Origin of the sequence: Chryseobacterium sp. WG23 (assembly GCF_024586575.1) — a bacterium.
Lineage (GTDB): Bacteria > Bacteroidota > Bacteroidia > Flavobacteriales > Weeksellaceae > Chryseobacterium.
On sequence record NZ_JALCZE010000002.1, the window covers coordinates 110,969 to 136,706 of the forward strand.

The window sequence follows — 25,738 nt, forward strand, 5'->3', positions numbered from 1 at the left end:
TTAATAAGTTGCCGTAAAATTTAAACGGGCTCTTTGTATTGTTTCTTTAATATTACCCGGTACAAGGATTTGTTTTTTAAATATAATTTTCTCAATTTCGGTAACAATCAATTCTGCATCCGCATTTCCATCCAGTAGCCTGTAGCATTGCGCCTGGCCTACATCATTCAGGAAATCGGTACACTTGCGGTGATATTCCAATAAAAAGAAAGGTGTATTGCTATAGCACGCAAAAATACTTGCATGTAGTCTTGTTGAAATAACTACACTGCATTCGGCAATTCGATCAAAAGTGTCCTGAACTTTTGGCTGATAGGGAACAATCTCGTATTGTAGTTTTCCATCTTTATTAAGATTCCCTATCATTTCCAGGGTGAGCTTTTCGTCACCCATTGAAGAGTTTCCATTAAAAACGAAAAAACGGAACATAATATTGTTATGTTTCTTTAATTGTTGAATTAAATTTAATATAAATTCATTTCTCTTTAATTCTTTACTAATATCTCCATTAGTATACGATTCATAGTTACAAACACTAATTCCTACAATAGGCCGTTCTTCGGAAATTTCTTTTGTACGCGGGTCGAAATTATAAATCTCAGGAAGAAGGGCTGCTAAATCAAAAGCTCTTACAGGCTGATAAGGTAAATTATAGCTCAGCGCCTGCTCATACGATTTATCATCTCTTAATGCCAGGAAATCCAGTGTTTTTAAATATTCTTTAGTATCTTCTTCCGCCCCTTTATTTACAAATGGACCTAAGGAGATTCCTATAGCGCCTGTTTTTCCTTTACATCCCAGGCTTTTCTTCAATTTTGCATAGGTTCTCAGATCTGTTTTTTTCAATGCTGAATGAAAGGTTGATCCTCCAGCTGAAACAAAAACATCACTTAACACAATATCTTTTACGGCCTTGCCAAAGTTTAAGTAATTCTTGTGGGCAAAATAATGTTCCGCCGGCGTTGAGATCTGTGGCAGCTCCCCTGCAAAAAACAACTGTTCTGTAGATTGCCAATACTTTCGGCTTCCCCATGCTGAAACTTCTACAAAAGCATCATCTCCAGAATTTTTCGCCCCGTAATATCCACTAAATATTGCTTTCATAATTTCTGACTACCATCTTTAAGTTCGTTTTCATTTTTTCTCTCAGATAAATCTTATCCTGCTTTTTCAGCATATCATACTTTTCCAGATCTCTATACTTCAAAATCTTTCCCGGATTACCTCCTACAATTGCTCCTTTGGGAACATCTTTTGTAACTACTGTGGAGGCTCCAATAATGGCTCCCTCTTCTATTGTAATTCCCGGTAAAATGGTAACATCACCGCCAATCCACACATTTTCCTGTATGACCACATTTTTTGCAATTGTAACTTCATCATAAGGTATCAGCGTATCGCTATCATAGTTATGGTTACCCGTATAGATTTTTAATCTTGGTCCTATGATGGTACCATCCATTATGGTAACTTTACCATAGGTGGATATCCATGCCTCAGGACCGATATACACATTGTTTCCCAAGTGCAGTTTCTCCGGTTTTGTAATGGTAACAGGATAAGAAACAACGGCATTCTCCCCTCTTTCTTTTATTCCTTTTACCATTTTGGCACAGGTTAACCGCCAGTATAATTTTATAATTTTTGCAAACATTCTTTATAAAGTTTAAAAATTGAGAATAAGATTAAAGCAACTAAGAAGACAGAAGCGATTACTCTGATCAGCAATAAACTATACAACTGAACATTTATAAATACCAGGCCTATCAGCAATAACCATAATAGTATATTCCATTTGCTGTAGAATATGACCGGTGGAGATAATTTTTTGTAAATAAAAAAGGGTACAAAAATGATGTAATTAATGATATAAGAAATCATATATGAAAAAGCAAAACCCAACGCTCCATATTGTCTCAAAAAATAGAAAATAATAAGGTTGGTAACGGCCCACTGCCCCATACTGAATACACTAAGCCACATTTTATTCTTAATGATAAGGTCTCTTGAAATACCGGCTCTATTTGTAATAATAAGTGTAGTGATAATAGACATTCCCAAAATCGGGACAATCTGATGGATATCAAATTTTTTACCTAAAACAGCCGATGCGATCTCCGGAAATAATATAAACGGAATAGAGATTATAATTGAAATAATCCACGATCCGAAATAATTGAAAAATTCTTTTTTAGGGGTTTTGGATTCCGATTTTGATAAAAACATGGGCAGCAAGACATTGCTTATTGCCCCATTAAACATTTGAATGGCTGTAGAGAAAATAATAACGGCACTATACAATCCTAGTTCTTTATATCCATTGGGCTGGTTAACCAGCAGGGTATTTAAAAACCAAATGGTAGGCGCCACAATAATTGTACTGAGGGAAGCCGGTATAGCAAATTTATATATTTTCTTAACACTTTTCTTCCAGTTTTTAAAACTCACTGTAACCTGCTGATTTTTGCTCTCATCGCCCAGCAGTTTCTGTAATACTGCAGATACCAGAAAGATCCCGATCAGATTGCCCAGTAAAGCTCCTGTAACTCCTCCAAAATATCCTCCGATAACTAGACCCAGAAACAGGAACAGCCCTTGAAGTATATTAGCGGTGGAGTTTTTCTTGTAAGCCTGAAAGCCTAATAAGGCTCCCATCTGTGTTCCGTTGAGAGAGATAAAAATCAATGTAAAACCACCAATCATTAAAGGAACCTGCAAATGCTGGTTGTTCAGGAAATTGGTTGCTATAAATCCGGAGAGCAGTACAATGATCAAAGCTACAATAGTACTCAACACCACAACCAATGATAAAGATGCCCCCAGCATGGATGATGCTTCACTTTTATCTTCATCTTTAAGCTCAGAAATATATTTAGTAGCTGTTAAGCCTATTCCCAAAGAAGCAAAAATCAGAAAATTATCTATTGTTGACTTTATCATTCCAAACTCACCATATTCTGAGACGGTTAAAATCCTTGCCAACACAATGGAAGCCAAAGAAAATAATCCCCGTGACATCAGTGATCCGAAGGTCATCCAAAAAGTACCGAAAACCAACTTTTTCAGGAAGTCTGATTTGGATAATTTAGATTTTATGGAAGCTACCAACATATTATTTTTATTTTTCCTAAACTCAACTTCATAGTTTCATTTACAATTGTTTCTATCAAAACGGTTTTCCTCAGATGCCAACGGCATTCAATGATGTTATTTTTTTCAAATGACAGGAATAAACTGTCTTATACAAAAACTGAAGAGCTAACTACAGTTTTGTACTTAGTATTCTATAATCTTGAATCACATTCCTCCAGGATTCCTTTCACATCAAAGATCACCCCGTCCTCTTTCAAGTAATTTTTCAAATTCAGACCTTTGAACTGCTCGTGTGCTACAGTAAGGATAATTCCATCGTATTTTTCCTGTGGAATTTCGTTCACAATGCTTAAACCATATTCGTGCTCCACTTCAGCAGCGCTTGCCCAAGGGTCGTAAGTTGTTACCTGTAACGCGTAATCTTCAAGTCCTTGAATTACATCTACCGCTTTGGTATTACGTACATCCGGACAGTTTTCTTTAAATGTAATTCCCAGGTTTAAAATTCTGGCTCCATTAATATTAAGCTTCTTTTTGATCATAGTTTTCACCAACTGAGAAGCTACATACTGACCCATAGAATCATTGAGACGGCGTCCTGCTAATATAATTTCAGGGTGATATCCATTTTCCTGTGCTTTCTGCGCCAGATAATAGGGATCAACTCCGATGCAGTGACCGCCTACCAATCCCGGTTTGAAGGGTAGAAAGTTCCATTTGGTACCTGCTGCTTCCAATACAGCATGGGTATCAATCTCTAAAAGGTTAAAAATTTTTGCCAGTTCATTGACAAAGGCGATATTAATATCTCTCTGTGAGTTTTCTATAACTTTAGCAGCTTCGGCTATCTTAATGGTAGGAGCCAAATGGGTACCGGCAACGATCACAGATTTATATAAATTATCTACTATTTTTCCAATTTCAGGTGTAGAACCGGAAGTAACCTTTAAAATTTTCTCTACGGTATGTTCTTTATCTCCCGGATTGATACGTTCCGGTGAATACCCTGCGAAGAAGTCATGATTAAATTTCAATCCGGAAAATTTTTCTAACACCGGAATACATTCTTCCTCTGTAACTCCTGGATATACGGTAGATTCATAGATTACAATATCTCCTTTCGACAATACTTTAGCTACAGTTTCCGAAGATTTATATAGCGGTGTAAGGTCGGGACGATTATGCTTATCTACCGGTGTTGGTACCGTCACAATATAGATGTTGGCATCCTGAATATCCTTGATATCTGCAGAGCAGTACAATCCTGTCTCAGCTGTCTGATCAAAAGGATTTTCTTTTTTTAATATCTCTTTTAATACTTCGTTTTCTACTTCTAAAGTACTGTCTACCCCTGTATTTAATTCCTCAATCCTTTTCTGATTGATATCGAAACCTACAACCGGATATTGGGTTGCAAATAACCGTGCTAAAGGTAAACCTACGTATCCTAATCCGATAACGGCAATTTTATATTGTTTTTCCACAAAGACTCGATTTAAAGTTGTTTATTTTAAATTTTCCCAATACCAGCTGATAGCTTCTTTTAGTCCCTTATCTATAGTATGGGTAGGCTGGTATCCTAATAGTTTTTCTGCTTTTTCAACTGATGCTAATGAGTGCGGGATATCTCCTACACGGTTCGGGCCATAGTTTATTTCTACTTCAGCAATTTTCTCATCAAATTCACTTAGATATTTTTTAAGGTATCCCACCAGATCATTCAATGTTGTGCGGTCTCCTACTGCTGTATTATAAACCGTATTCACGGCTTCCAGATTCTCTGTAAGCATTGCCCGTTCATTCATCTGAATAACATTATCGATATAAGTAAAATCACGTGAATAATCTCCTGTACCGTTAATTGTAGGGGATTCGTGATTGATTAGCTGCTTTACAAATAATGGAATAACTGCGGCGTAAGCCCCGTTCGGATCTTGTCTTCTTCCAAATACATTGAAGTACCTTAACCCGATGCACTGCATTCCGTAAGTTTTTCCAAATACATCAGCATACAGTTCATTTACATATTTAGTAATGGCGTATGGTGATAATGGTTTTCCGATCACATCTTCCACTTTGGGTAATGATGCAGAATCACCGTATGTAGATGATGAAGCAGCATATACAAAACGTTTCACATTGGCATCGCGCGCTGCAACAAGCATATTTAAAAAACCTGAAACATTAACATCATTACTTGTAATAGGATCTTTAATTGATCTTGGAACAGAACCTAATGCTGCCTGATGTAATATATAATCTACCTTTTCTACCGCCTTCCGGCAAACTTCCAAATCACGTATATCTCCTTCAATGAGCTTATAGTTTGGGTTTTTAAGAAAAGGCTCAACATTATGAAGGTGCCCTGTTGCAAAGTTATCTAAGCAGACCACATCATAGCCTTTATTTAAAAAATACTCCGTTAAGTTAGAACCAATAAAACCAGCTCCCCCTGTAATTAAAATTTTATACATTTCTATGATTTAAAAATTTTTTTCAACCAATTTTTTTTATCCTTGGTCTGGCTGTAGCCATATCCATAGCTATAATTATATCCATATCCTCCTGCACGTTTAGAAACATCATTAACGACAAAAGATACATTGGTCAGTTTAGAGTCTTTCACCAGATCGTTTGCAAAATCTATCAGGATATTTTTAGATACTGCAGATCTTACTACATAAAGCGTAGCGTCAGCAGTATCAGCAATACTAAGGGTATCCGAAACCAACATAAGTGGTGCAGAATCTATAACTATATATGCATACTGAGAAGCCATCTGCTCAATAAGTTTTTGGTACCTTCCATTGGAAAGCAATTCCTGAGGATTAGGAGGAATAGCTCCTGCATAAATAACATCACAGAAAGGATTGGTGGTGGATGTATGGATAAGCTCCTCTACATTCACTGACTCATCATACAAATACTCTGTAAGACCTTTTCTTTTAGTAGGTTCACTGTCATATCGCTGAATCTGGGGATTACGGATATCTGAACCAATCAGAAGACTTCTGCCGTTTTTATTGGCTAATGTAAGGGCCAGATTTACCGACACCAGGGTCTTCCCTTCTCCTTTTACCGATGAGGTTACCATAATTATTTTGGCAGAGTCTTTTACCGGCAAAACAAATTTAAGATTGGAAACAAGTACCCTGAAGGCTTCCGCCAACTCTGTAAAGTCATTCTTCTGTACTAAATGGTTTTCGTTATCTTTAAGCGAAGGTATATCAACCAGTACCCCTAGTCCGGAACGCTCCTTAATATCATCTCTCGAATAAATCTTATCATCCAAGCTGAACAATAAATAGAAAATAGCAAAAGGAACTAATAATCCCAGAAAAAATGCCCCTAACAGAATAATATTTTTCTTAGGGAAAACCGGAATTTCCTCAGTAAACGCAGGATTCACAATTTTAGCCTTCGGTACATTTACTGATAAATTGATGGCATTTTCCTCTCTTTTTTGCAGAAGAAATAAAAACAGCTGCTCTTTAAGGTTCTGCTGGCGTTCTATTCCTCTGTAAATTTTGGATTGACCGGGAACCTTTTCTATAGCACTCTTGCTTGTGGTAATCTGATTCTGCAATTGGGAGATACCCGCCTGTACACTTACCTTCTGCTCGCGAATATTGTCCCGGATTATATCTTTTAAAGCAGCAATCTCCCTGTTCATTTCTATTACTGCAGGGTTTTCATTGGTTGCCTGTTTAAGGGTTTTATTTCTACTGATGAGAAGTGAATTATACTGGGAAATAGATTGCTCCAACGAAGGGCTTAATCCTAAATTGGATGGCATAAGCTGATTGTTACTTTTTGAAGCTTCTGCAGTAAGAGAATTCAGAAGATCAAGCTGCGTCTGCTGAAGAAGAAGAGCCTTGGTGTTATCACTTGTATTCTGAAGAGCCAACTCAGCCTGTGCCTGCAAGTCAACAATATGATTACGATTTTGGAAATCTTCTTTCTGATTTTCCACCCCGGAAAGATCTTTTGTAATTACTTCCAGTCTTTTATCAATAAACTCCTGAGTATTCTGAGCCTGCAAGTTTTTATCTCTCTGACCATCCAGGTTATACTGTTTTGTCACTTCATTAAGAATAGCTTCTGACTTTTCAGGCAGGGAGCCTATTAGACTGATTTCCATTAACATAGCTTTTTCCTCCGGTAAACTTACCCGTACTGTTTTTTCAAGTTTTTTTACCTTTTCAATAGGGTTCCAAAAAATAACCTTATATTCAGATTTAATGTCAACAGAAGAATTTCTTTGAAATATCACTGTTCCAAAATCCACTTGTACAGGAATATTGAATTTACCTACAATATCTTTTTTCTTTTGGCTATGAAGGGTAAACTGGTCTCCTTTTATATCAGTTAAGGTATATGCAGAGGATACAAAGTTTTCTTTAGTATAAGCTAATATTTTTGCGGTAATAGGAGCTTTGGTAAACAGCTGTGAATCTTTAATTTCTCCAGTGTTGAAATATTCAACATTGAGGTTAAGATTTTCAACCACCTGTATAAGGATAGGCCTCGAGTTCACTACTGCTGCTTCACTTTTCAGTTCATCTGCGTTCCCAAGACCAATTCCGAGATTATTAAGGTCAGACAAAGCTGAGGAAAGGTCATTTTGTTTTTTATCAAATTTAAGGGTTGTTTTGGACTGATATTGAGGTACACTATACCTAAGGTAAATAAAAGCAACGATTACAAATAACAGAACAGAGGCAACAAACCATGGCCATTTGTAAAGGTATTTAGAAATAGTCTTTTTTATATTGAATTTTTCTTGTTTTGCCTGAAATTCCATCTGCTGCATATCTATCGTGTTAAAGCAATAATAAGAGTACCTGCCGTTAGTAAAGCACCAATAATCTGGAAGGTAAGGGCTCTGTTTGGGTTAGTATTGGCCTGAACCTGTTTATTTTTATCCGGCTGTACATATAATATGTCGTTTTGCTTCATATAATAGTACGGTGAATTCACAATATCGGATCTGCTAAGGTCAACATTTACAATCTGGTCTACCCCATCATCTCCTGTACGGATAAGCTTCACATTCGTACGGTCTCCATAATCTGTCATATCTCCGGCAAGACCCAATGCCTGAAAGACATTAATCTTTTGTGAAACACTTTCTTTCTGGCCAGGGTTTTTCACTTCCCCTAAAACGCTTACGTTAAAATTTTTCAGAGTAATAGATACCATAGGATCTGTAAGGTATCTCTTGAGACGGGATTCCAGCTCTTGTTTAAGCTGTACCTGAGTCATTCCTTTGCTGTATACATTTCCCAATACCGGAAAAGAGATATACCCTTCTTCATTTACTAAATATTCACTTGGCTGTACATATTGATTGATTCCGGTATTTCCTTCACTACCTACCTTATTTACTGTATTAAGATTGAAAGGTTTTACAGCTGTTTCATCAAGTGCAGTAACAAGAATAAGAAGAACATCTCCTTCCTGAATATGCAGCCCCTGAAATTTCGCTCTGGTAACTTCCTCTTCCATGTTATGCTTGGACATGTATACCATATTCTGTTTCGGCTTACATGATAGTAAAATAACCGACAACAGCACTAGATACGTAATAATAGTTCTCTTCATATATTTTTTTAGTCTATTGGTGTTAATGCTCAATTTCTCTAGAATACGTATTTGTATTGCAGTGAAGCGAGCTACGTATACTTTAATACAAATATCAATTTCACTTTTTCGTGAAAATTTTCAATGTATTATGTGGTTTTTAGATTAATTCTTCTCGATGCAATTTCCGTTCCGATTAAGGTAATTTAGCAAAAATAATTGCTTATTTTTTTATTATTTACACGTTTATTACACTATGTCACTGATATACTTCATATTCCGGTGTTTTATCTAATATTTCAAATTCTGAATTGTTACTTATAAATTCCGGTACAATGATCTTTAAAATCTTAACCACCTGTAACCCGTCTTTTTTTATAGCTGATCTCATAATCTGCTTGCATAAAATTTCTATATCTCCAAACTCCATTACCGGATCTTTTGATATCATAATTTTCTCATGATGCGTAGGAATAGTAGTGGAATTATCCGTTAAAAGTTCCTCATATAACTTTTCACCAGGCCTTAAACCGATAAAGTCAATTTCAATATCAACATTTGGTGTATATCCTGATAATTTGATCATCCTTTTTGCCAGATCAAGAATTTTAATAGGCTTACCCATATCAAAAACATAAATCTCACCTCCATTTCCCATTGTTCCTGCCTGAAGCACCAATTCACAAGCCTCAGGAATCGTCATAAAATAGCGGATGATATCGGGATGGGTAATGGTAACCGGACCTCCCTTTTCAATTTGTTTTCTGAAATGCGGGATGACAGATCCATTAGAACCCAGTACATTTCCAAAGCGTGTTGTAATAAATTTGGTAGTATTATCAGGCGTATTTTGCAAAGACTGCACAAAAAGCTCAGCAGCTCTTTTTGAAGCTCCCATTACATTAGTAGGGTTTACAGCCTTATCCGTAGATACCATCACAAAACGATCAACATTATATTGTCTGGATAGCAACGCCAGGTTTTTAGTCCCTCCGATATTTACAAAAATAGCTTCGTGTGGATTATCTTCTATTAAAGGAACGTGTTTATAAGCTGCTGCATGATACACTATTGAAAACCGGTAATCGTCAAATAGTTTTTCCAGTCTGTAGAGGTTGGAAATATCTGCCAGTACAAATTTGAATTTTTGATTGGGAAATCTATCCAATAATTCAAGTTTCAGCTCATGCAAAGGCGATTCTGCCTGATCTACAACAACAATAAGTGATGAACCCAGCTGAGCAACCTGTCTTACAATTTCGCTTCCGATAGACCCTGCTCCCCCAGTAACCAAAATACTTTTATTAAAATGACGGCCTTTTACCTCTTCACTTTCTATTTTTATTGGGGTACGGTCTAACAAATCTTCAATCTGAAGAGGACGAATTCCCCCGATAATCCCATCTTCCTTCGTTTTGTTTACTTTAGGTGCTTTGAGTACCTTCCATCCATTGTCTAATGCAAAAGCCGTCCATTCTTCCATCTTAGGTCTGGACATTGTCTCGTTGATTAAAACTGCATCAAACTGACGTAGCACATGATCATTTTTAAGAAGCTTCTTTTTATTATAAATTTTATGCCCCAGCAACATTGCTTTTTTAGAGTCTGATCTGGCACTGAGAAATCCCGCCAGCTGATAAGGATGATCCGGATTATGAATAATAGCATTCGCCAGTGAAACAGATTCACCTTCTATTCCTATAACAGCAATTCTTATTTTGGATGAATCTTTCCTGGAATCCATAAGCAACTTAAAAAGCTGTTTGGTAACCATTCTGAAAAAGAACATCAAAAAAGTAGAAATAAAGAAAAATAAAAAAAGAACAGGATACAGATATACCGCTTTTCCCAGTATAAATTCTGATATAAAATTCAACCCCAGCAAAACAATAAGCGTGCTGCCTGAAGCCCATACAATTTTGAAAAAATCAAAAAAGGTAGAATACCGTATAATTCCTGCATATGTTTTGAATAAAAACATAAAGAAAACATTGACTGCGATAATAACAAAAACCTTTTCATTGAAATATTCAATAAAATTAATCTTTACCTGAAGGTTTTTTAAAAACAGATATGAAATTAAAATTGAAAAAGAAAAAATCGAAATATCAATAAAAAAAACCAGCCATCTAGGTAAATACCTTAACTCTTTGATCCTGAAAACATTCCCCATATTAAAAAAATAGAACTAAAAAGTATTAAAACTTTATTTAATTCAACATTTGGTGTCTTTTTTTTTCAAAGCAAATGTAACAAATTATTATTTACATTTTCATTACCATAGATCAATTTTTGTTCACAAAAAAATAATATATTTACTATATACTTTAAACTGAATCATATATGTTTTTATTATTTTAAAAATTTAACAAATTTCATAAATATCTAAAAAAAATGTTAAAAAAAGTAGAGATATACTATCGCTAAAATCAGCTAAACACCTTCCAATACAAGAAAATTTACGCTTAAAAATTTTGCGTTATGAATAATTTTATTAAGATTCAGACAGGTCCAAAAACTTAATTATTCACAATAGGCATGAGATATTATAATTTAATAAATAATAAAATTAGTTATTCATTAAAAACAGATTAATCAATTAACCCATTTAACAATAAAAATTAAACGAGACTTAAATAAAGCTTAAAAAAAAATTAAAAGATCAAATTTTGTATTTTTTGAACTGTATTTATAAGGTTTTTACAATCCAATTTTTTTTAATATTCCCAATTTATCCCGATAATTTTTTTACCGAATATATTTTATATTTATTAACTGTTTGAAAAAGGGAAAGTCTTCAAAAACAGGGAAGTTTACCCCACCACCATTTTCTGCTCTTTTTAATTTCTTACAATACTCTACTCATGTATGTTGAGGAGAATTATATTTATAAATTCTCTCAACATACATTCGGGAAAAATTTGTGTTTTTAGACAATTTAAAACACTGTCTATTTACAGGATTTCAAAAATGACATAATATGAAACTTTCCCCATAATTAGTATAAAGCAATCCTATGGATATTTTACGGCATCTGACAGCTCAATAGGGTTATTATTTTGTTTTATTACTTCCTGTTTATTTTTCGCTAATTCGTTCCAATTAACATTTTTAACTTCATTCCCTTTCTCATCAACAAAATTCATTTTTATTTTCCCCATTTTGGCTTCTTTGTAAGGATCAAGATAATTATTTAAATATATTTTATTAAGTTGATCCCCATTAACCTTTATAATATTATGATTTCTGAAATTGACTCCATCATATGGGTCAAAAAAGCTTTTAAATAATTTATTTAAAAAAAAGTCATAGTTACCTTTATCATCATACATCCAAATAATTAAACCCGGTAACCCTTTAAATAAAAAAGGACCTTCAGAAATAGGGATATCTTGCGTAAACCAAGCTGTCCATTGTCTGTTTTTATATTTCAATGTTGCTTCCTGGCATTCATATTCTCCTATCTTTTTTTTACCTGAAGCTATTTTCCACTCTAACTGAGGTACTTCAGTTGTTACTTCGTAAACATCTACGAGTAAACGATAATATTTTTTTAAAGTGTTATTGTTTTTAACAACAGCATTATTAAAATTTATAGAAAAAGATTGGGGGTTTGCTCCACTATTTCTAATTGAATCGCTCTTATATAGGTTCTCTGCATAAAAACGAGACGAATTTGTGTCATAAATATCTAAAAACATGATGCTTTCTTTAGTTGCAGTTTGAGTAGAATCAGGTCTATATTTCATCTGATATGTTACTCTTATCTTTTGAGCTGCGAGCAATTGAATGGTAAAGGCTAAAAATAAAGTATTAGTTAATGTTTTCAAGTTCATAATATTTAATAGCATTAAATTTTAAAGGATTTTTACTCCAATCTTCCCAGATTCCTGTATATGGATCGTAACCACACTTTAAAGGTTTAGAGAAAATATTTTCTGGATTTTCTCTATACATCCGGCAATCAGTACAAAAATATCTATATTCACAGTCTTTGCAAACATCTATTTGATCTTTGGTAATAAACCTTTCTTTTTCAGTATTTATTTCCTGAGTTAAAGAAGAAATTGAAGCTGTATCTATATTGTTAGTGATTTTTTCTGCTGACGGACAGTTTTTTAAATCACCGCTTGAGGAGATAAATAATTTACCATAAAGGCAATTATTAACAGTCTTACTTTTGGATATATTATTTATATCATTCAGAAAATAATCCTCCTGAATTATGCCACAGTATTTTGGGTTTGTAATATTTTTTTCGTAATAAATTACAGTGAATAAGTTATCATCATCGACAATTGATTTATTTTTAGGAGCATTATAAAAATAAACCGTTTTTACTCGAAGATTTTTTTTCAATATTTCTATTGCGGTCATATCCTGTGGTAGTCCTGTATAAGGAAGTAAAATTTCAACTGTTCTTATACTGGAAAACTCAATAAAAGATAAAATTTCGTCCAATCTGGCCAAGGAAAATTCTAGGAACCTAATTTGAAGAAAGCTTGTTGAAAGATCCTCTATGATTCTGTATGCTCCAGCAGTTTCAAAATCATCTTTAATTTTATGTTCAATTATAACTTCGTTGATCTTGTTCGCTGTTCTCCATTTAAATTTTTTGCGGAACTTCTCCGGGGTAAAATTTTCTGTAAGGCTTCCGAATTTTTCGGCTATTAAAAAAGAAATTATTTCTGAAAGATCATCATCTACAGGGAAATAATAATCCTCGAAAAAAATGTCATAAAAATCTGTGATGTCTATAATTTTATTAAAATGAACATCGCAGAGTAAAATATTTTTAGCCCCCTTAACGATAAAGCAGTCCTGATATAATTCAAAATATTGTTTCATCTTTCGAACAATTTTAAATCTATAAACGGTGTGCATACCTTGTCATATACTTTTACCTTATAATTTATAGAATTATATTTATTAGAAATAACTCTATACTGTTCCTTCTCTGAAATGAATTTTTTAAGGGTATTGGCAAATTGATCATCAAGCAAAAAGTGAATGAGATTTATGTGTTTTTTATACTGCATCTTTTAATATTTTTTTTAATGCCAGGGCAATTTCAATTTCTAAATAGGTATTATTAAACACTGAATGATATGTGAACTGTCCTACAGGGTTTACTTCAAGAAAATAATATTCATTTTGGTTATTAACAATAAAATCTACAGAAGCGCAGTTCAGTTGGAGAATATCTAAAAGACTTCGGAGCTTTTTCTCCACATCTTCTGGAAGTTGGCAAATTTCAAAACGACAGTCATCATTAGCTACAGAAATGCGATGATCCACCATCTCATTATTATTGGTGATTATTTTTGTAGAGAAAAAATTCCCCAGAAGATAAAATACCCGAATTTCGTACTGCCGTTCAATTTTTGACTGAACTAAAGCCGGCCTAAAATAATCAGGAATAGAATTGATCTTATCATTTATTGAGGTTGTTTGCATCGTAATAATCCGATTTTCTGATCTAAAATTGATACAGTTTTCAAATGGCTTTGTAATAAGTTCCTTTCCTTCCTCCAGAAGAGATTCGACTGTTTTTTTATTATTGATAATAAAAGTTTCAGGAGTCAACAGACCACAAGCTTTTGCCGTTTGCATTTGAATAAGTTTATTTTCTGTCATAAAAAATGGATTGGTCAGCCAAACCACATTTCTTTTTTTTAGCTCAAATAATAGGTATTCACGCAATGCTCTTGCTTCAATCAGATTGTATTCTACAAGTGAAAAATATAAATTATTTCTAATATCTTTCTTCTGGTTTTCCCGCAGAGCATAAGGAAATTTTCTGAACCAAACGACTTTAAAGACATTAATAGAATGTTCACCAATAAATATCTCTCCGCTTTCGAAATTAATAGTTAAGACGTCATAAATATTATCATTGAGCACATAAAAGGGAACATTGTATTTGTTTAGCCAATTTGCAACCTGCTCGGTTGGGGTATCATCTGATTTTGAAATAATTAAAATCATAATATATTACTCTTTCAAGCATTTGAAATCTTTAAAATAAAATTGCATTGTTTCATCAAATGTAGTTCTGGATATTTTAAATGATAATGCAGAATTACCACATTGTATGGTTTTAGTGATGAATTGTTTTGATTCTTTTGTCTGTTCCGAAAGTTTTTTATTCTCAACCACTAGAGCGCAATCATATGTTTTGTACGTAGAATTTTGAAGATAAAATAGTTTATCCCCTTTGTATTTATGGATAGGCTTATGAAGTGCTTTTTTTAGAGAATCGAATTCTTTTTTATTTTCTGCCATTTCAAAACCTCCAAATATTAGCATAGTTACATGAAGAGAATCATTTTTAAAACGATAATAATCACCTTCTCTTTCAAAAGAATTATATTTAGATAGATGACTATATTTATTAGTGTTACAGCTGTATAAAAAAAGAATGCACAGACCTATTATTAATTTATACATATAGTTTAGAATTAAATTTGAAAAACTAAATAGTGTGAAATACAACTACCTCAGATTAATCTGAGGTAGTTAATTTTTTAAATATTAAATTTTAGTAAGGACCATCGTTAGTTTGGTCAATAGGTGCGTCATCATCTTCCTGTAAATGATGAACTGTAATTACAATTTCCTTAATTGATCTTGTAGGAGCTCCTTCTCCACCGAATACTTTTTTACCAAAAGTTTTAGTAAAATTTCCTAGTTCTTTTGCTTCAAGATTCTTGATAGATTTTTCTTTTTTCATAATTGATTTTGTTTACAAGTTAAAAATATAAAATATTAATTAAATAACTCTAATCAATAGTGAATTTTTTATTATGTTAAATCCTTTAAACAAAGGCATTTACAAGAAGCGACAAACGTGTCGTTTTTTTTCTTATTTTGTACTAATCGAAAGTAGACAATATTTTTATATAAGTTTATAACGTATTTTCTAATTTTCATAAAAAAAATTCCTTAATTATTTATCTTTACAATATGGTAATAGGTGCAAAGCTTAAACAAGCAAAAGAAAGTAAGAGGATAAACCAAGAGGAATTCGCACTCATGCTAAAAAACCACGCAAAAAACAATCTCCAACTGGGAGAGTGATAAGAGTATTCCCTCGTTAGGTTATTTAGCAAAAATAGAAACTGTTTTGGAAGTTGATATTTAACCGCTTTATTTTCGTTTCCGGATTGTTCGGTGATGTCAATTCAATAGTGCTTTTAATTGCCAAAAGGTCTAATACCCCTGCTTTTGTCGGAATAATGATAACATCTGCAAGATTACACAACTCAGGTAGTGTATTGGATAAATATGGGGGAGTATCAATAAAAAGCAAAAGTCCCAACTCATAAAGTCAAGTTCAATGCTACAATAAATATCCACTGTAAATATTCCCATTGTTATACCTGATATTGATTATAGCACTTTTACTTTTGCTTATCACGAACTTTTACTACTAAAATATAACCTTATTTCTATGCATATAGGGTTCAGTGTATAAAACAAAATGCCTATCTCGAGCACAACTAGCAACATCAATAAATTTTAATCTTACTAAAATTATCAACATGACAAATTCACAAAATTGTCTCGACAATTCCTCCGTTTATTGTGGGACTTATCACAAGCACAAAAATTCAAGCCTTTACGGCAAATGGTTAAATTTTTTACACTATTCAAGCTATGAAGAATTACAGGAAGCAATGTACAAGCTGTTTGAAAGCTAGGATTAATTGGAGAAAGTTTTAATTAGGTATAACCGAGCTTTTAAACTACACATAAACAAAAAAGCCCCTCAAAAAGGAGCAATTTGTGACCGCGAAGGGATTCGAACCCCCAACCCTCAGAGCCGAAATCTGATATTCTATCCAGTTGAACTACGCAGCCATATTCATAAATAATGAATGATAAGTAATGAGTAATTCCAGGATTACTTATCATTCATTGTTTATTATTGATGATTAGAAAGTGATCTTCACTCCTCCCAAAATCTGTGCACCCAGGACTTTATATCCTTTGTATGTTTGGTATTTTGAGCTTAGAAGATTATTTCCGAGTGCGAAAATACTAAAATTTTTGTGAATTTTATACTCTGCGGAAAGATTTAAATCAGCATACCCCCCAACTTTATCGTTGGTATTCTCCGTAGACTGGAAAACCATGTCCGGATTAGCTATGCCTTCGATCATATAAGAGTTTGTAGTTCTGTCACTTGCGAAAATTCCTTTGAAGCCTAACAACAATTTCTTATCCAGCATTGTATATTTGGCTCCGATGCTTGCATTAAACAAAGGAACGTTATAAATGTCATTATAATTCTTCAGGTTGTATTTTGTAAACCTTAATTCTCCATCCAATACCAGGTTTGCCAATGGGAAATACTGTACACTTCCTTTGATATCGCTTACATTTCCATCGTCATACACCGTAGAGAATGTGTTGGCAAAGTTATAAGATGAACGGTTCAAAGTAAAGTCATTATCAAAAAGTCCATTCGCTTTAAAGAACATAATATCTTTCATCTTTCCATATCCTGCTGAGAAGTCATATTTCAATGTTTCATCGATATCACCTCTCAATCCTACATAAAAATGATATTGGGTCTCTGTAGGCTTTAAATATTGATCAGAAACCAGGAATGGATTAGCCTGCAGAAGGTCTGCATAGGTATTCAGCTTCAGACCTCCATCTACCCCACCATAGAATTTAAATTCTTTAGCTGCAGCAAACTGGAATTCCGCCTGTGGAAACCAATAGGTTTTATTAGTTTTCAAACGCTCTGCCATGAGATCATTTGAATTTTTAGCATTCAGGAAAGAGAATGAAGAACCTAACATCAAATAAGAATCTCCCTTTCTGAAAGTTACTTTAGGAGTCAGATTAGTGTTAAAAAAATTAGCCGAATTTTTATCCCGGATTGCAAAATCTGTTTTTACCGCATCTATTCCTACTCCTAAATCTGCATTCAGGTTAATTCCGGATTTACCAAGCTCAACAGCATGTTTTGAGAAATTAGCCAAAATAGAAACCTGATTTTCCTGGGCATCAAAATGATCTTTCAGGAATGATGATTTCACTCTTACATCATTTAAAATTTCATTGGAATAGAAATCATAATATCCGTTCACCTTAAACTGATTAACCTTTTGTTTCAGATCAACATCAGCAGAGGGCTGCAGGGCATAAATACCATAGTAATTGTAGTTATCCAATCCATATTCAGCGTTGATATTGAATTTTCCTTTATCTCCGTAGGAATTAAGGAAAGCTGCAAAATTCGCTGATGTCTGCTTTGACTTCCAGTCATAGTCTTTTTTAAGGCCATTTGTAGAAAGTACATGCAGATCTCCACCTACTTCAATTTTGTTCTCCAGCGTCTTGGAAATATTTCCATCCGCCAGTATTTTACCATAATTACCCATTCCGAACTGGAAATAATTATTCTGTGCCGTTCCATCGAATTTCGGAGCTACATCCTCCCCCTGAATCGTTGAAGTTTTAAAATCTGAAACCGCAGGAACATCCGTGATGGTATATTTCACAGGGCTCTGAGATTTCTCTTCCGGTGGATAATTTTTAATAGTTTCCACGGAAGTTTTCTTCTTCTCGATCTTCTTCACTTCCGGCTCTCTCTTTTTGTTAAGAACAAGCTTTTCCTCCTTGATCTGGGAAAACGCAAACTGCGAAGCCCCTAAAAATAATATGGATAATAATTGAATTTTTCTGTTCATATTTTCTTTATTTGAAAAATATAATGGGATCTATTTACTGGAAGCAATATAATTTCCCAACAAAGCTTTCCCTGACTGTTTTGAAAAAGTTCTGCCTAGCCTGAATATATTAAACAGCCAAAGGCTCTGATAAACTTCTAAATTATATTGATAATTTTTCGTGGTACTGTTCTCCGCTACATCATAACTGTAAGCAATAGTGTATGGGAAGCCTGAAGGCAGCAATCCTGCTGTGATCATAGTTCCAATCATAGGGTTTCCACATGAAGGAGTACGGGTAAGCATCGGATGCAGAGTTATTTTAGCTGCATTAGTACTGTCTTCCACCATTTCATAAATACCAGCATGCTTTAAAATATTATACTCTTTTTTAAGATCTTTATTCACCACAAAAGCTTTTTGCTTCGGAAAATCAGCTTTAGCTTTCCTGTATTCTTTGGGATAAGCACTGTATGAAGGGATGCAGCTCCAAAGGGACGCAGAAATCAAAAAAGAATATATTGTTATTTTAAACATCTTTAATTCTTATTTTTTAATCTGTTTTTTAACTTCTTTTGCTTCTGCAACAATTTCCGGGAAATCTTTATAATTGGCAATAATCTGATCACAGGTATAACTTGCCTGGTAATTGTCTTTCAGACCGATATAGTTTTTCGCCATCAATACCAGCGCTTTTGCTCCCCAATATTCTTCTGATGAATAATTGTTGGCAAGCTTAAAGATGGCTTCGTTGGAAGATTTGAAAGCTTTTCCTTTATTCTGATAATACGCTTTTGCATACAGTGCTTCTGCAGCAACAGAGGTATTGGATGATTTCTCAAGAGCAGTATAGGCAGACTGGGCGTCTTTATCTTTTCCTGAGTTCATCAGGCTTCTCGCCTTAATTACTTTAGCCGTCTCTATAACAGCTGCAGAGTTTTTAGAATTGGCAATAACGGCATTTGCTAATTTTTCAGCTTCAGAGAAGTTCTTTTCATCAGCATAGAGCTTCATCAGTTCAACATTTGCATAGTTTTTAATGCTGATATCGGAAGAGTTTTTAATTCCCTCCAGATACTTTTTAGCTTCAGCAGTATTCCCCTGTGCAAGGAAGATCTGTACTAAGCGGGTTTGAGCATCATCCTGATAATCATTCTGAACACCAGCCACCTCTTGAAGAACAAGCAGCGCTTTTGTTGAATTATTGGTTTGGTAATAGCTTTCCCCAAGTTCATATTTCGCCTGGTAAAGCCCCTCACCTGTTGGATTCTGCGTCAGATACTTCTCGTAATAAGAAATTGCGTTTTTATAATCCTTCTTAGAGAAATACTGTTTTCCTGTAGATAAGTTGATCTCATCAATTTCGGAAGCATCCACATTAACTCCAATCGTCCTGGCAAAATTTTCATAACCGGAAACATCTCCGTTCTTCGTGAAAATAGGTTTTGCTGCCTGAACGATCTTTTGAGCATATGCTGTATTTTTATACTGCTCACCCAAAGATTTCAGCTCAGAAAGCGCTTTGTCATTCTGGTTCTGATCGATATAATTCTGTGCCCTGTAAATAGAAGCATTCGCAATCAGATCTTTGTCTGAAGATGTTTTAATCACCTTTCCAAAATAATCATTGGAATTGGCAAAATCATCCTGAGCAGCATAAGCAGTTCCTATTTCGTATTGTGCATCATCATAATATTCAGAGTCCGGATATTTTGATATGAGATTTTTTAAATTATTGATTTTTGCCTGCGTATCTCCTTTAAATCCTAAAGCCATTGCTTTCTGATATACGGTATAATCTGTAGCATCTTCATTTTTATCATAAATGGCGATAGCTTCGTTCAGATCATTATTGGCGTAATGAATATCTGCCAGACGAAGTTCTGCATCATTTTTAAACTCAGGTTTAGGATTCGTAAGATACTGTTTGAAATAAGCTGCGGCCTGGTCAAATTTCTTAGATTTAAAATAAGCATATCCTAAATCATAAGGCAATTGTTGTTTTTCAGGGAAGCTCTCGGTAAGAAGTTTTTCATAACGGCTTATAGCAGACGGATAATTTCCCTTCTGGTAATATACCTGTGCCAGCCAATATAAAGCTCTGCTGTTAAATTCTTTATTGATATTAAATCCAAGGCTTCTCAGAAAATACTTTTCAGCTTCGTCATAATTCCCTTTGTTGAACTCTTCTGTTCCCAATAAATAGGAAACCTCCTGATCTACTTTATTGATTTCCGGGGTAGAGCTTTGTAATCTGTCGATAGCATTCAGGGTTTCTTTATAGTTACCCGAATACAGATAAGATTTTACCAATAACGATCTCATCTCTGAGGCATTGGCAGCGTTCTGATTCTCGTTGATGTAGCTTTGGATTACCCCTGAAGGGCTTTCAAACGGGTTTCCGATATCATAGCTTAATTTAGCATATTGTTCATGGGCAAGCTTTTTCACTTTCGCATCATAATCCATCTGATAAGAAGAACGGAATGCCGAAAGTGCCTCCTGTTTTTTATCTACTGCCAGATAAGCATTTCCTAACTGGTAGTAAGCATTCTGTGCCAGTGCTGAATTACTGTTAACAAGCTGGTTGTAATAAGAAACTGCCTCATCATATTTTTTAAGCTGAGCGGCTACGAATCCCATTTCATACAAATCATTTTCAGATGGATTCTGCTGCACGTTCAGATAGTCTTTTAAGTGAGGATAAGCAGACGTGTAGTCATTTTTCATAAAGTAACTTTCCCCAATAATCTTATGAACCTCTGCTTTATAAGAATCTGAAATATTTTCGTTCAGTAAGGCATTCCCTTCAGAAATAGCCTGGTCATAGTTCTTATCATTATAATACAGTTGTACATAATAAGGACGCACCAGTTTTGAGAATTTATCCTGATCTTTTATAGAATCAAAATATTGGAAAGCTTTATCATTTTGCCTGTTGCTGTAATACAAATGCCCCAGCATATAGGCAATATCCCCTTTTTGAGACTGATCAGCCGACTTATAGGCTTCTTCCAATGCGTCGGTAGCACCTTTAGAATCTCCAGTCATAAATTTGGCATAGCCCAGTTTCAGAATGTACTGTGTATTCTCCTCTTTGGAAAGCTGATACTGGTTTACTTTTTTCAAAGTTTCCAATGCTTTATCAAAATCTTTCTTTGCCAGATAATAATCCACTAAAGGGAGATTAGCCTGGGCGAAATACGCAGAATTAGGATATTCTTTAATAAAAGCAGTTAAACCTTCTTCAGCATGATTTTTCTGGAGAATTACCCCAATCACATTGTCAAAAAACTGAGCCGCTTCCTTCTTTGAACGGGACAAATTCTGATTGTAGAAATATTGTCTTGCATATTCATATTGGGAAGCGTTGTATATTTTGGTCTGATAAAGATTTTCTGCCAGATTAAATCTATAATTTTCTTTCTGTGTAAAATATTGGGACTGTTGGGCATCGGTAATTCCGAAATAGATCACAGCAGCCGCTAAAAGTATTTTTTTTGATTTCATTCTTCTTGATATAAGAAAATTAGTCTAAATAAGTTAACGAAAATATTAAAAACTTATTGTTTAAGCAAGTTTTAACAGATTTAATAGCTTGGAATATCAATTCAACAACAATAAAAACTTTTCACTGTCTCATGATAAAATTTCTTACTTTAGTCTGATAAAATGTAAACAATTTTAGTAACCAGTTATCAAAAATACATTTTGATCTGATCCTTTTTCTACAGCAGCTAAAAACATACCATTACATGGAAATTAAGATACTTTTAGCATTAATTTTTGTAAACCTGATGCAGGCACAGAAATTTCACTTCCCCCAAACTGCTGTAACAGACTCTCTTGTTTTAGAAAAGCAGATGCGGGGTCTTGCTATGGAAACATGCTCCTGATCTTGATAAAATGCATAATACTACGCATAAGTTTTAACTTCAGGATCGTAAAAACAGCTCATCCGTTTTTGACAAACCCAACAATAGAAGTTTCACAACGCACACTGTTGATTTTAAAGACCGGGATAAAAAAGGTTCTTATTATACAGTCAGTAAAAAAGACAGCTTCAAAATGACAAATTCCGTATATTTTGAAAGTAAAACAATAGATAAAGATTTTATCATCAGTGGAAACCTGTCAGGATTCTTCAATATCTCCATCAATAAAAAAGACTTTGATACGGATACTTATTTATACCAGATAAAATCAGAGGGTAAAGCATTTTTATTGTCTACTCATATTGCAAGAGCCAGCTATGCAAAAGACCATTCTGTACGCCAGCTTCTGAAACCCGGGAAAGATGAACAGATTCCCATCCATAACTCGATCTTCATCAGCAAAAAAATAGAAAAAGGAAGCAAATTGGTGTTATTAGTAGGGGCAAATAAAAATCCAAGCTGGCAAATCAATTACGGAACGGTAAGGATGTAAGAAACCATACAGAATTCCGCGGAACCTTTGGAAATAAATGGTATAATGACAGCTATGTGGAAATACCTGTTTATAAAGACTAACAGCTTTTGATTGAGCATTTTTACCTAAATGTTCTTAACAACTGTTAACATCAAAATAAAAAATCATTACATTTGCTTTTTTTCAAATCAAATATAGTTATTGAATGAGTCAACTTTTTAGAAGAAAAATCTATTCAGATACGGATACTTCAACGGGACTTTTAAGGGTCTTGGGTGTATGGGACATTGTATTTTTTGGGATAGCGGCCATTATTGGAGCCGGAAGTTTCAGTAGTTTGGGAGAAGCTGTTTTCAGAGGAGGTCCCGGTGTTATCCTTCTATATTTGATTTGTGGTTTTGCCTGCGGGTTTACCGCTTTATGCTATGCTGAGTTTGCCAGCAGAATTCCTACAGCAGGTTCTGCTTATACGTATGCCTATGCCAGTTTCGGAGAATTGATTGCCTGGATTATCGGATGGGCACTGATTATGGAGTATTCCTTCGGAAATATTTACGTTGCTTTCTCCTGGTCGGATTATTTCACCAGCTTTCTAGGCCGTCTGGGAATGCATATCCCCGATTATCTTACCTGCAGCTATACGGAAGCCAGCAAAGCCGTTGCAAATGGCTCAGAAAATAAAGAATTACTGAATGCATGGAAAACTGCTCCATTAATTGGAAGTTTAAAGTTTATTGTAGACATTCCGGCCTTGGTGATCAACGGTTTGATTACCTGGCTTTGTTATGTAGGGGTAAAAGAAAGTAAGAACTTCAATAACTCCCTTGTTATCTTAAAACTGGGGGTCATTATATTGGTAATTCTGGTTGGTTTTTCCTATATCAATACCGATAACTGGACTCCAATAAGCCCGGTAACGGGAGCTCCATCCTTCATGCCTAATGGTTTTGCAGGGGTCATGAGCGCCGTATCGGGAGTATTCTTTGCCTATATCGGATTTGATGCTTTAAGTGTTCTTTCTGAAGAAACCAAAGATCCTCAAAAAACCTTACCAAAAGGAATGATCATATCGCTTGTTTTATGTACGGTAATTTATATTGCCCTGACCTTGGTATTAACAGGTATGGTAGACTATAAAAAGTTTGACGGTGTTGGTGATCCGCTATCGTTTATCTTTGAAAAAACCAATGCTAATGTAGCATGGATGGAACTTGTTGTTTCTTTTGTTGCTATTGTTGCTATTACAACCGTATTATTGGTTTTCCAGATGGGGCAGCCAAGAATCTGGTATGCCATGAGCCGCGACGGATTAATGCCTCAAAGATTTCAAAAAGTACATGCTAAATATAAAACACCTTCTTATGCCACTGTGGTTACCGGAATTGTCGTAGGAATTCCTATTTTATTTACAGATAAAACATTTATCCTGGACTTTACCAGTATCGGTACTATCTTCGCCTTCGTATTAGTTTGTGCGGGAGTGCTTATGCTTCCGGCTAAAGAAAAAATAAAGGGAAGGTTTCATCTTCCTTATATTAATGGTAAAATCATCTTCCCTGTTGTTTTCATTGGCGGACTGATTGTATTCTACTACTGGCAGCCAGAATTTTTCCAAACTTTAATGGACTGGAAAGATCCTAAAGAAGGGGAATTCAGAGCTTCAATTTTCTTCTTTATTCTGATCAATATAGCCTTGTGTATTTTGACTTTTATAAAGAATTTTTCATTAATTCCATTAGTGGGTCTAAGTTCCTGCCTCTACCTTCTTACCGGTATGAGTCATGAAAACTGGTTCTGGTTCGGAATGTGGTTCCTTGTAGGAATGGTCATTTATTTCTGCTACGGCTACAAGAACAGTAAACTTGGAAAAGAGTTAAGAAAAAAATAATGAATAATTAATATATATCAAGGCGAACGGGCATTACGGCAAGTTCGCCTTTTTATTGCTTACCATTTTGCTTTTCATAAACTTAGTTTAAAAACCGGCAACATTATTGCTATCAATTTAACATAACCAATAAACTAATGTGCCATGTCTGAGAGAATAAAAACATACAGAGAATTTTATCAGTTTTATCTTACCGAACATAGTAAAACAGGAACACGGATCTTCCACTTCATAGGAACCCTACTCGTATTTGCAGTGATTGGATATGTGATCAATTCCGGAAAAGAAAGATTTCTATGGTATATTCCTATTTTCGGATATGGTTTTGCATGGTTTAGCCATGCGGTTATCGAAAGAAATAAGCCTGCAACTTTTAAATATCCTGTATGGTCTTTGATCTCAGATTTCCGGCTATTTTTTGAATTACTGATTGGAAAACAGAAATTTATAACCCCTGTTCAGCCGAAGGCATCCCAAAATCCTGAAAGCTCACTGTAAGCCTAGATTTATTTTCTTTAATAAGATTAGCCTAACGTAATCTATAAGGGAAATAAGATTTATCGTCAATATTGTTTCTCAAGGATATCATAATGGATTGTATTCACAACCTTTTCTGTTCGCGAATCACCTTTCACTTTAATCGGTTCAGGGATATAGCTTGAGAAAGTCATCGTTTTATCTTTATTCAAAGTGACTGTTACTTCTTCCAGAATAGTGTTATCATCTACATAAAACTGAATTCTGTTTTCTACGATTCGCCAAAAGGAAAGTCTTGGCTCGGAGGGTATGCAGTCTCCTATGCTCCCTTCTATATAATTGTAAACAGCAAAGCCATCTTCCCTTATGGCATAATTCCTCATGAGACGACAGTTATCAAAGTCCTTCACGGTCTTTTCTTTATTTTCATAAAATCCGGCTTCTTTTAACTTCCAGAATCCAATTACATTTTCTTTTGCTAATTTTTGGGCATTTACAAATGAAGAGGCTGCCATAAGAAAAGCAACCGGCAATAGTTTATCAATCATTGAAAGAACAGGTTTGTGTTATTTTAAACGAAGATACAATAATTGAAATAAAA

The 25,738-nt window shown here is 34.5% G+C and carries 22 protein-coding genes and 1 tRNA gene; 5 read left to right on the forward strand and 18 right to left on the reverse strand.

Translation table 11 applies throughout. The annotated features are described in order from the left end of the window. The 13 genes from MP477_RS03215 to MP477_RS03275 all read right to left on the reverse strand — a co-directional run bounded on the left by MP477_RS03215 (position 1) and on the right by MP477_RS03275 (position 15,409). On the reverse strand, positions 1–1,104 hold the full coding sequence (locus MP477_RS03215; protein WP_257189124.1) for a polysaccharide pyruvyl transferase family protein: 1,104 nt from the start codon (positions 1,102–1,104) through the stop codon (positions 1–3). Continuing rightward, a complete protein-coding gene (locus MP477_RS03220; protein ID WP_257189125.1) occupies positions 1,088–1,654 on the reverse strand; it encodes an acyltransferase in 567 nt (188 codons plus the stop codon). The genes MP477_RS03215 and MP477_RS03220 overlap by 17 nt, the downstream gene beginning before the upstream one ends. Beyond that, positions 1,636–3,111: an oligosaccharide flippase family protein gene (locus tag MP477_RS03225; protein ID WP_257189126.1), complete on the reverse strand. Its 1,476-nt coding sequence runs from the start codon at positions 3,109–3,111 to the stop codon at positions 1,636–1,638. The genes MP477_RS03220 and MP477_RS03225 overlap by 19 nt, the downstream gene beginning before the upstream one ends. 173 nt (positions 3,112–3,284) lie before the next feature. Beyond that, a complete protein-coding gene (locus tag MP477_RS03230; protein WP_257189127.1) occupies positions 3,285–4,577 on the reverse strand; it encodes a nucleotide sugar dehydrogenase in 1,293 nt (430 codons plus the stop codon). A 21-nt stretch (positions 4,578–4,598) separates the two neighbouring features. Next, the gene (locus MP477_RS03235; protein WP_257189128.1) at positions 4,599–5,567 is read right to left on the reverse strand and encodes an SDR family oxidoreductase; all 969 of its coding nucleotides are present in this window, start codon (positions 5,565–5,567) and stop codon (positions 4,599–4,601) included. 2 nt (positions 5,568–5,569) lie between these two features. Continuing rightward, the gene (locus MP477_RS03240; protein ID WP_230040208.1) at positions 5,570–7,906 is read right to left on the reverse strand and encodes a polysaccharide biosynthesis tyrosine autokinase; all 2,337 of its coding nucleotides are present in this window, start codon (positions 7,904–7,906) and stop codon (positions 5,570–5,572) included. 2 nt (positions 7,907–7,908) lie between these two features. After that, positions 7,909–8,697, reverse strand: coding sequence for a polysaccharide biosynthesis/export family protein (locus tag MP477_RS03245; RefSeq protein WP_257189129.1), 789 nt, complete (start codon positions 8,695–8,697; stop codon positions 7,909–7,911). A gap of 238 nt (positions 8,698–8,935) precedes the next feature. Continuing rightward, complete coding sequence (locus tag MP477_RS03250) at positions 8,936–10,849, reverse strand: nucleoside-diphosphate sugar epimerase/dehydratase (RefSeq protein ID WP_257189130.1); 1,914 nt, start codon at positions 10,847–10,849, stop codon at positions 8,936–8,938. A gap of 841 nt (positions 10,850–11,690) precedes the next feature. After that, positions 11,691–12,506, reverse strand: a complete 816-nt coding sequence (locus MP477_RS03255) for a GLPGLI family protein (protein ID WP_230040214.1) — start codon at positions 12,504–12,506, stop codon at positions 11,691–11,693. After that, complete coding sequence (gene gwsS, locus MP477_RS03260; protein WP_230040216.1) at positions 12,490–13,524, reverse strand: grasp-with-spasm system SPASM domain peptide maturase; 1,035 nt, start codon at positions 13,522–13,524, stop codon at positions 12,490–12,492. The genes MP477_RS03255 and gwsS overlap by 17 nt, the downstream gene beginning before the upstream one ends. A 180-nt stretch (positions 13,525–13,704) precedes the next feature. Next, complete coding sequence (locus tag MP477_RS03265) at positions 13,705–14,664, reverse strand: hypothetical protein (protein ID WP_230040218.1); 960 nt, start codon at positions 14,662–14,664, stop codon at positions 13,705–13,707. Positions 14,665–14,670: 6 nt separating this feature from the next. Continuing rightward, positions 14,671–15,126 carry a hypothetical protein gene (locus tag MP477_RS03270; RefSeq protein ID WP_257189131.1) on the reverse strand — a complete coding sequence of 152 codons (456 nt, stop codon included), beginning with the start codon at positions 15,124–15,126 and terminating at the stop codon, positions 14,671–14,673. A gap of 91 nt (positions 15,127–15,217) precedes the next feature. Beyond that, positions 15,218–15,409, reverse strand: a complete 192-nt coding sequence (locus MP477_RS03275) for a hypothetical protein (protein WP_257189132.1) — start codon at positions 15,407–15,409, stop codon at positions 15,218–15,220. 327 nt (positions 15,410–15,736) lie between these two features. On the opposite strand from MP477_RS03275, the gene MP477_RS22800 reads away from it, so the two are divergent. Then, positions 15,737–15,820: a helix-turn-helix transcriptional regulator gene (locus tag MP477_RS22800; protein WP_354961243.1), complete on the forward strand. Its 84-nt coding sequence runs from the start codon at positions 15,737–15,739 to the stop codon at positions 15,818–15,820. Between the two features lie 645 nt (positions 15,821–16,465). Here MP477_RS22800 and MP477_RS03280 read toward each other — a convergent pair. From MP477_RS03280 to MP477_RS03295, 4 genes are all read right to left on the reverse strand, one after another. After that, positions 16,466–16,539, reverse strand: a tRNA-Arg gene (locus MP477_RS03280). Between the two features lie 74 nt (positions 16,540–16,613). Further along, a complete protein-coding gene (locus MP477_RS03285) occupies positions 16,614–18,383 on the reverse strand; it encodes a TonB-dependent receptor (RefSeq protein WP_257189133.1) in 1,770 nt (589 codons plus the stop codon). 30 nt (positions 18,384–18,413) lie between these two features. Beyond that, positions 18,414–18,899: a hypothetical protein gene (locus MP477_RS03290; RefSeq protein WP_257189134.1), complete on the reverse strand. Its 486-nt coding sequence runs from the start codon at positions 18,897–18,899 to the stop codon at positions 18,414–18,416. A 9-nt stretch (positions 18,900–18,908) separates the two neighbouring features. Next, a complete protein-coding gene (locus MP477_RS03295) occupies positions 18,909–21,872 on the reverse strand; it encodes a tetratricopeptide repeat protein (RefSeq protein ID WP_257189135.1) in 2,964 nt (987 codons plus the stop codon). 245 nt (positions 21,873–22,117) lie between these two features. Between MP477_RS03295 and MP477_RS03300 the strand changes: the two genes are divergently transcribed. The 4 genes from MP477_RS03300 (at position 22,118) to MP477_RS03315 (ending at position 25,158) form a co-directional block, all read left to right on the forward strand. Beyond that, positions 22,118–22,258 (forward strand): hypothetical protein, encoded by a 141-nt coding sequence (locus tag MP477_RS03300; RefSeq protein WP_257189136.1) that lies wholly within the window; start codon positions 22,118–22,120, stop codon positions 22,256–22,258. A 172-nt stretch (positions 22,259–22,430) separates the two neighbouring features. Continuing rightward, the gene (locus MP477_RS03305) at positions 22,431–22,790 is read left to right on the forward strand and encodes a CocE/NonD family hydrolase C-terminal non-catalytic domain-containing protein (protein ID WP_257189137.1); all 360 of its coding nucleotides are present in this window, start codon (positions 22,431–22,433) and stop codon (positions 22,788–22,790) included. A gap of 187 nt (positions 22,791–22,977) precedes the next feature. Next, complete coding sequence (locus MP477_RS03310) at positions 22,978–24,660, forward strand: APC family permease (RefSeq protein ID WP_257189138.1); 1,683 nt, start codon at positions 22,978–22,980, stop codon at positions 24,658–24,660. 144 nt (positions 24,661–24,804) lie between these two features. Beyond that, a complete protein-coding gene (locus tag MP477_RS03315) occupies positions 24,805–25,158 on the forward strand; it encodes a DUF962 domain-containing protein (RefSeq protein WP_257189139.1) in 354 nt (117 codons plus the stop codon). A gap of 65 nt (positions 25,159–25,223) precedes the next feature. Here the strand turns inward: MP477_RS03315 and MP477_RS03320 are convergent, their stop codons facing one another. After that, on the reverse strand, positions 25,224–25,685 hold the full coding sequence (locus MP477_RS03320) for a lipocalin family protein (RefSeq protein ID WP_257189140.1): 462 nt from the start codon (positions 25,683–25,685) through the stop codon (positions 25,224–25,226). Between the last annotated feature and the right edge of the window lie 53 nt (positions 25,686–25,738).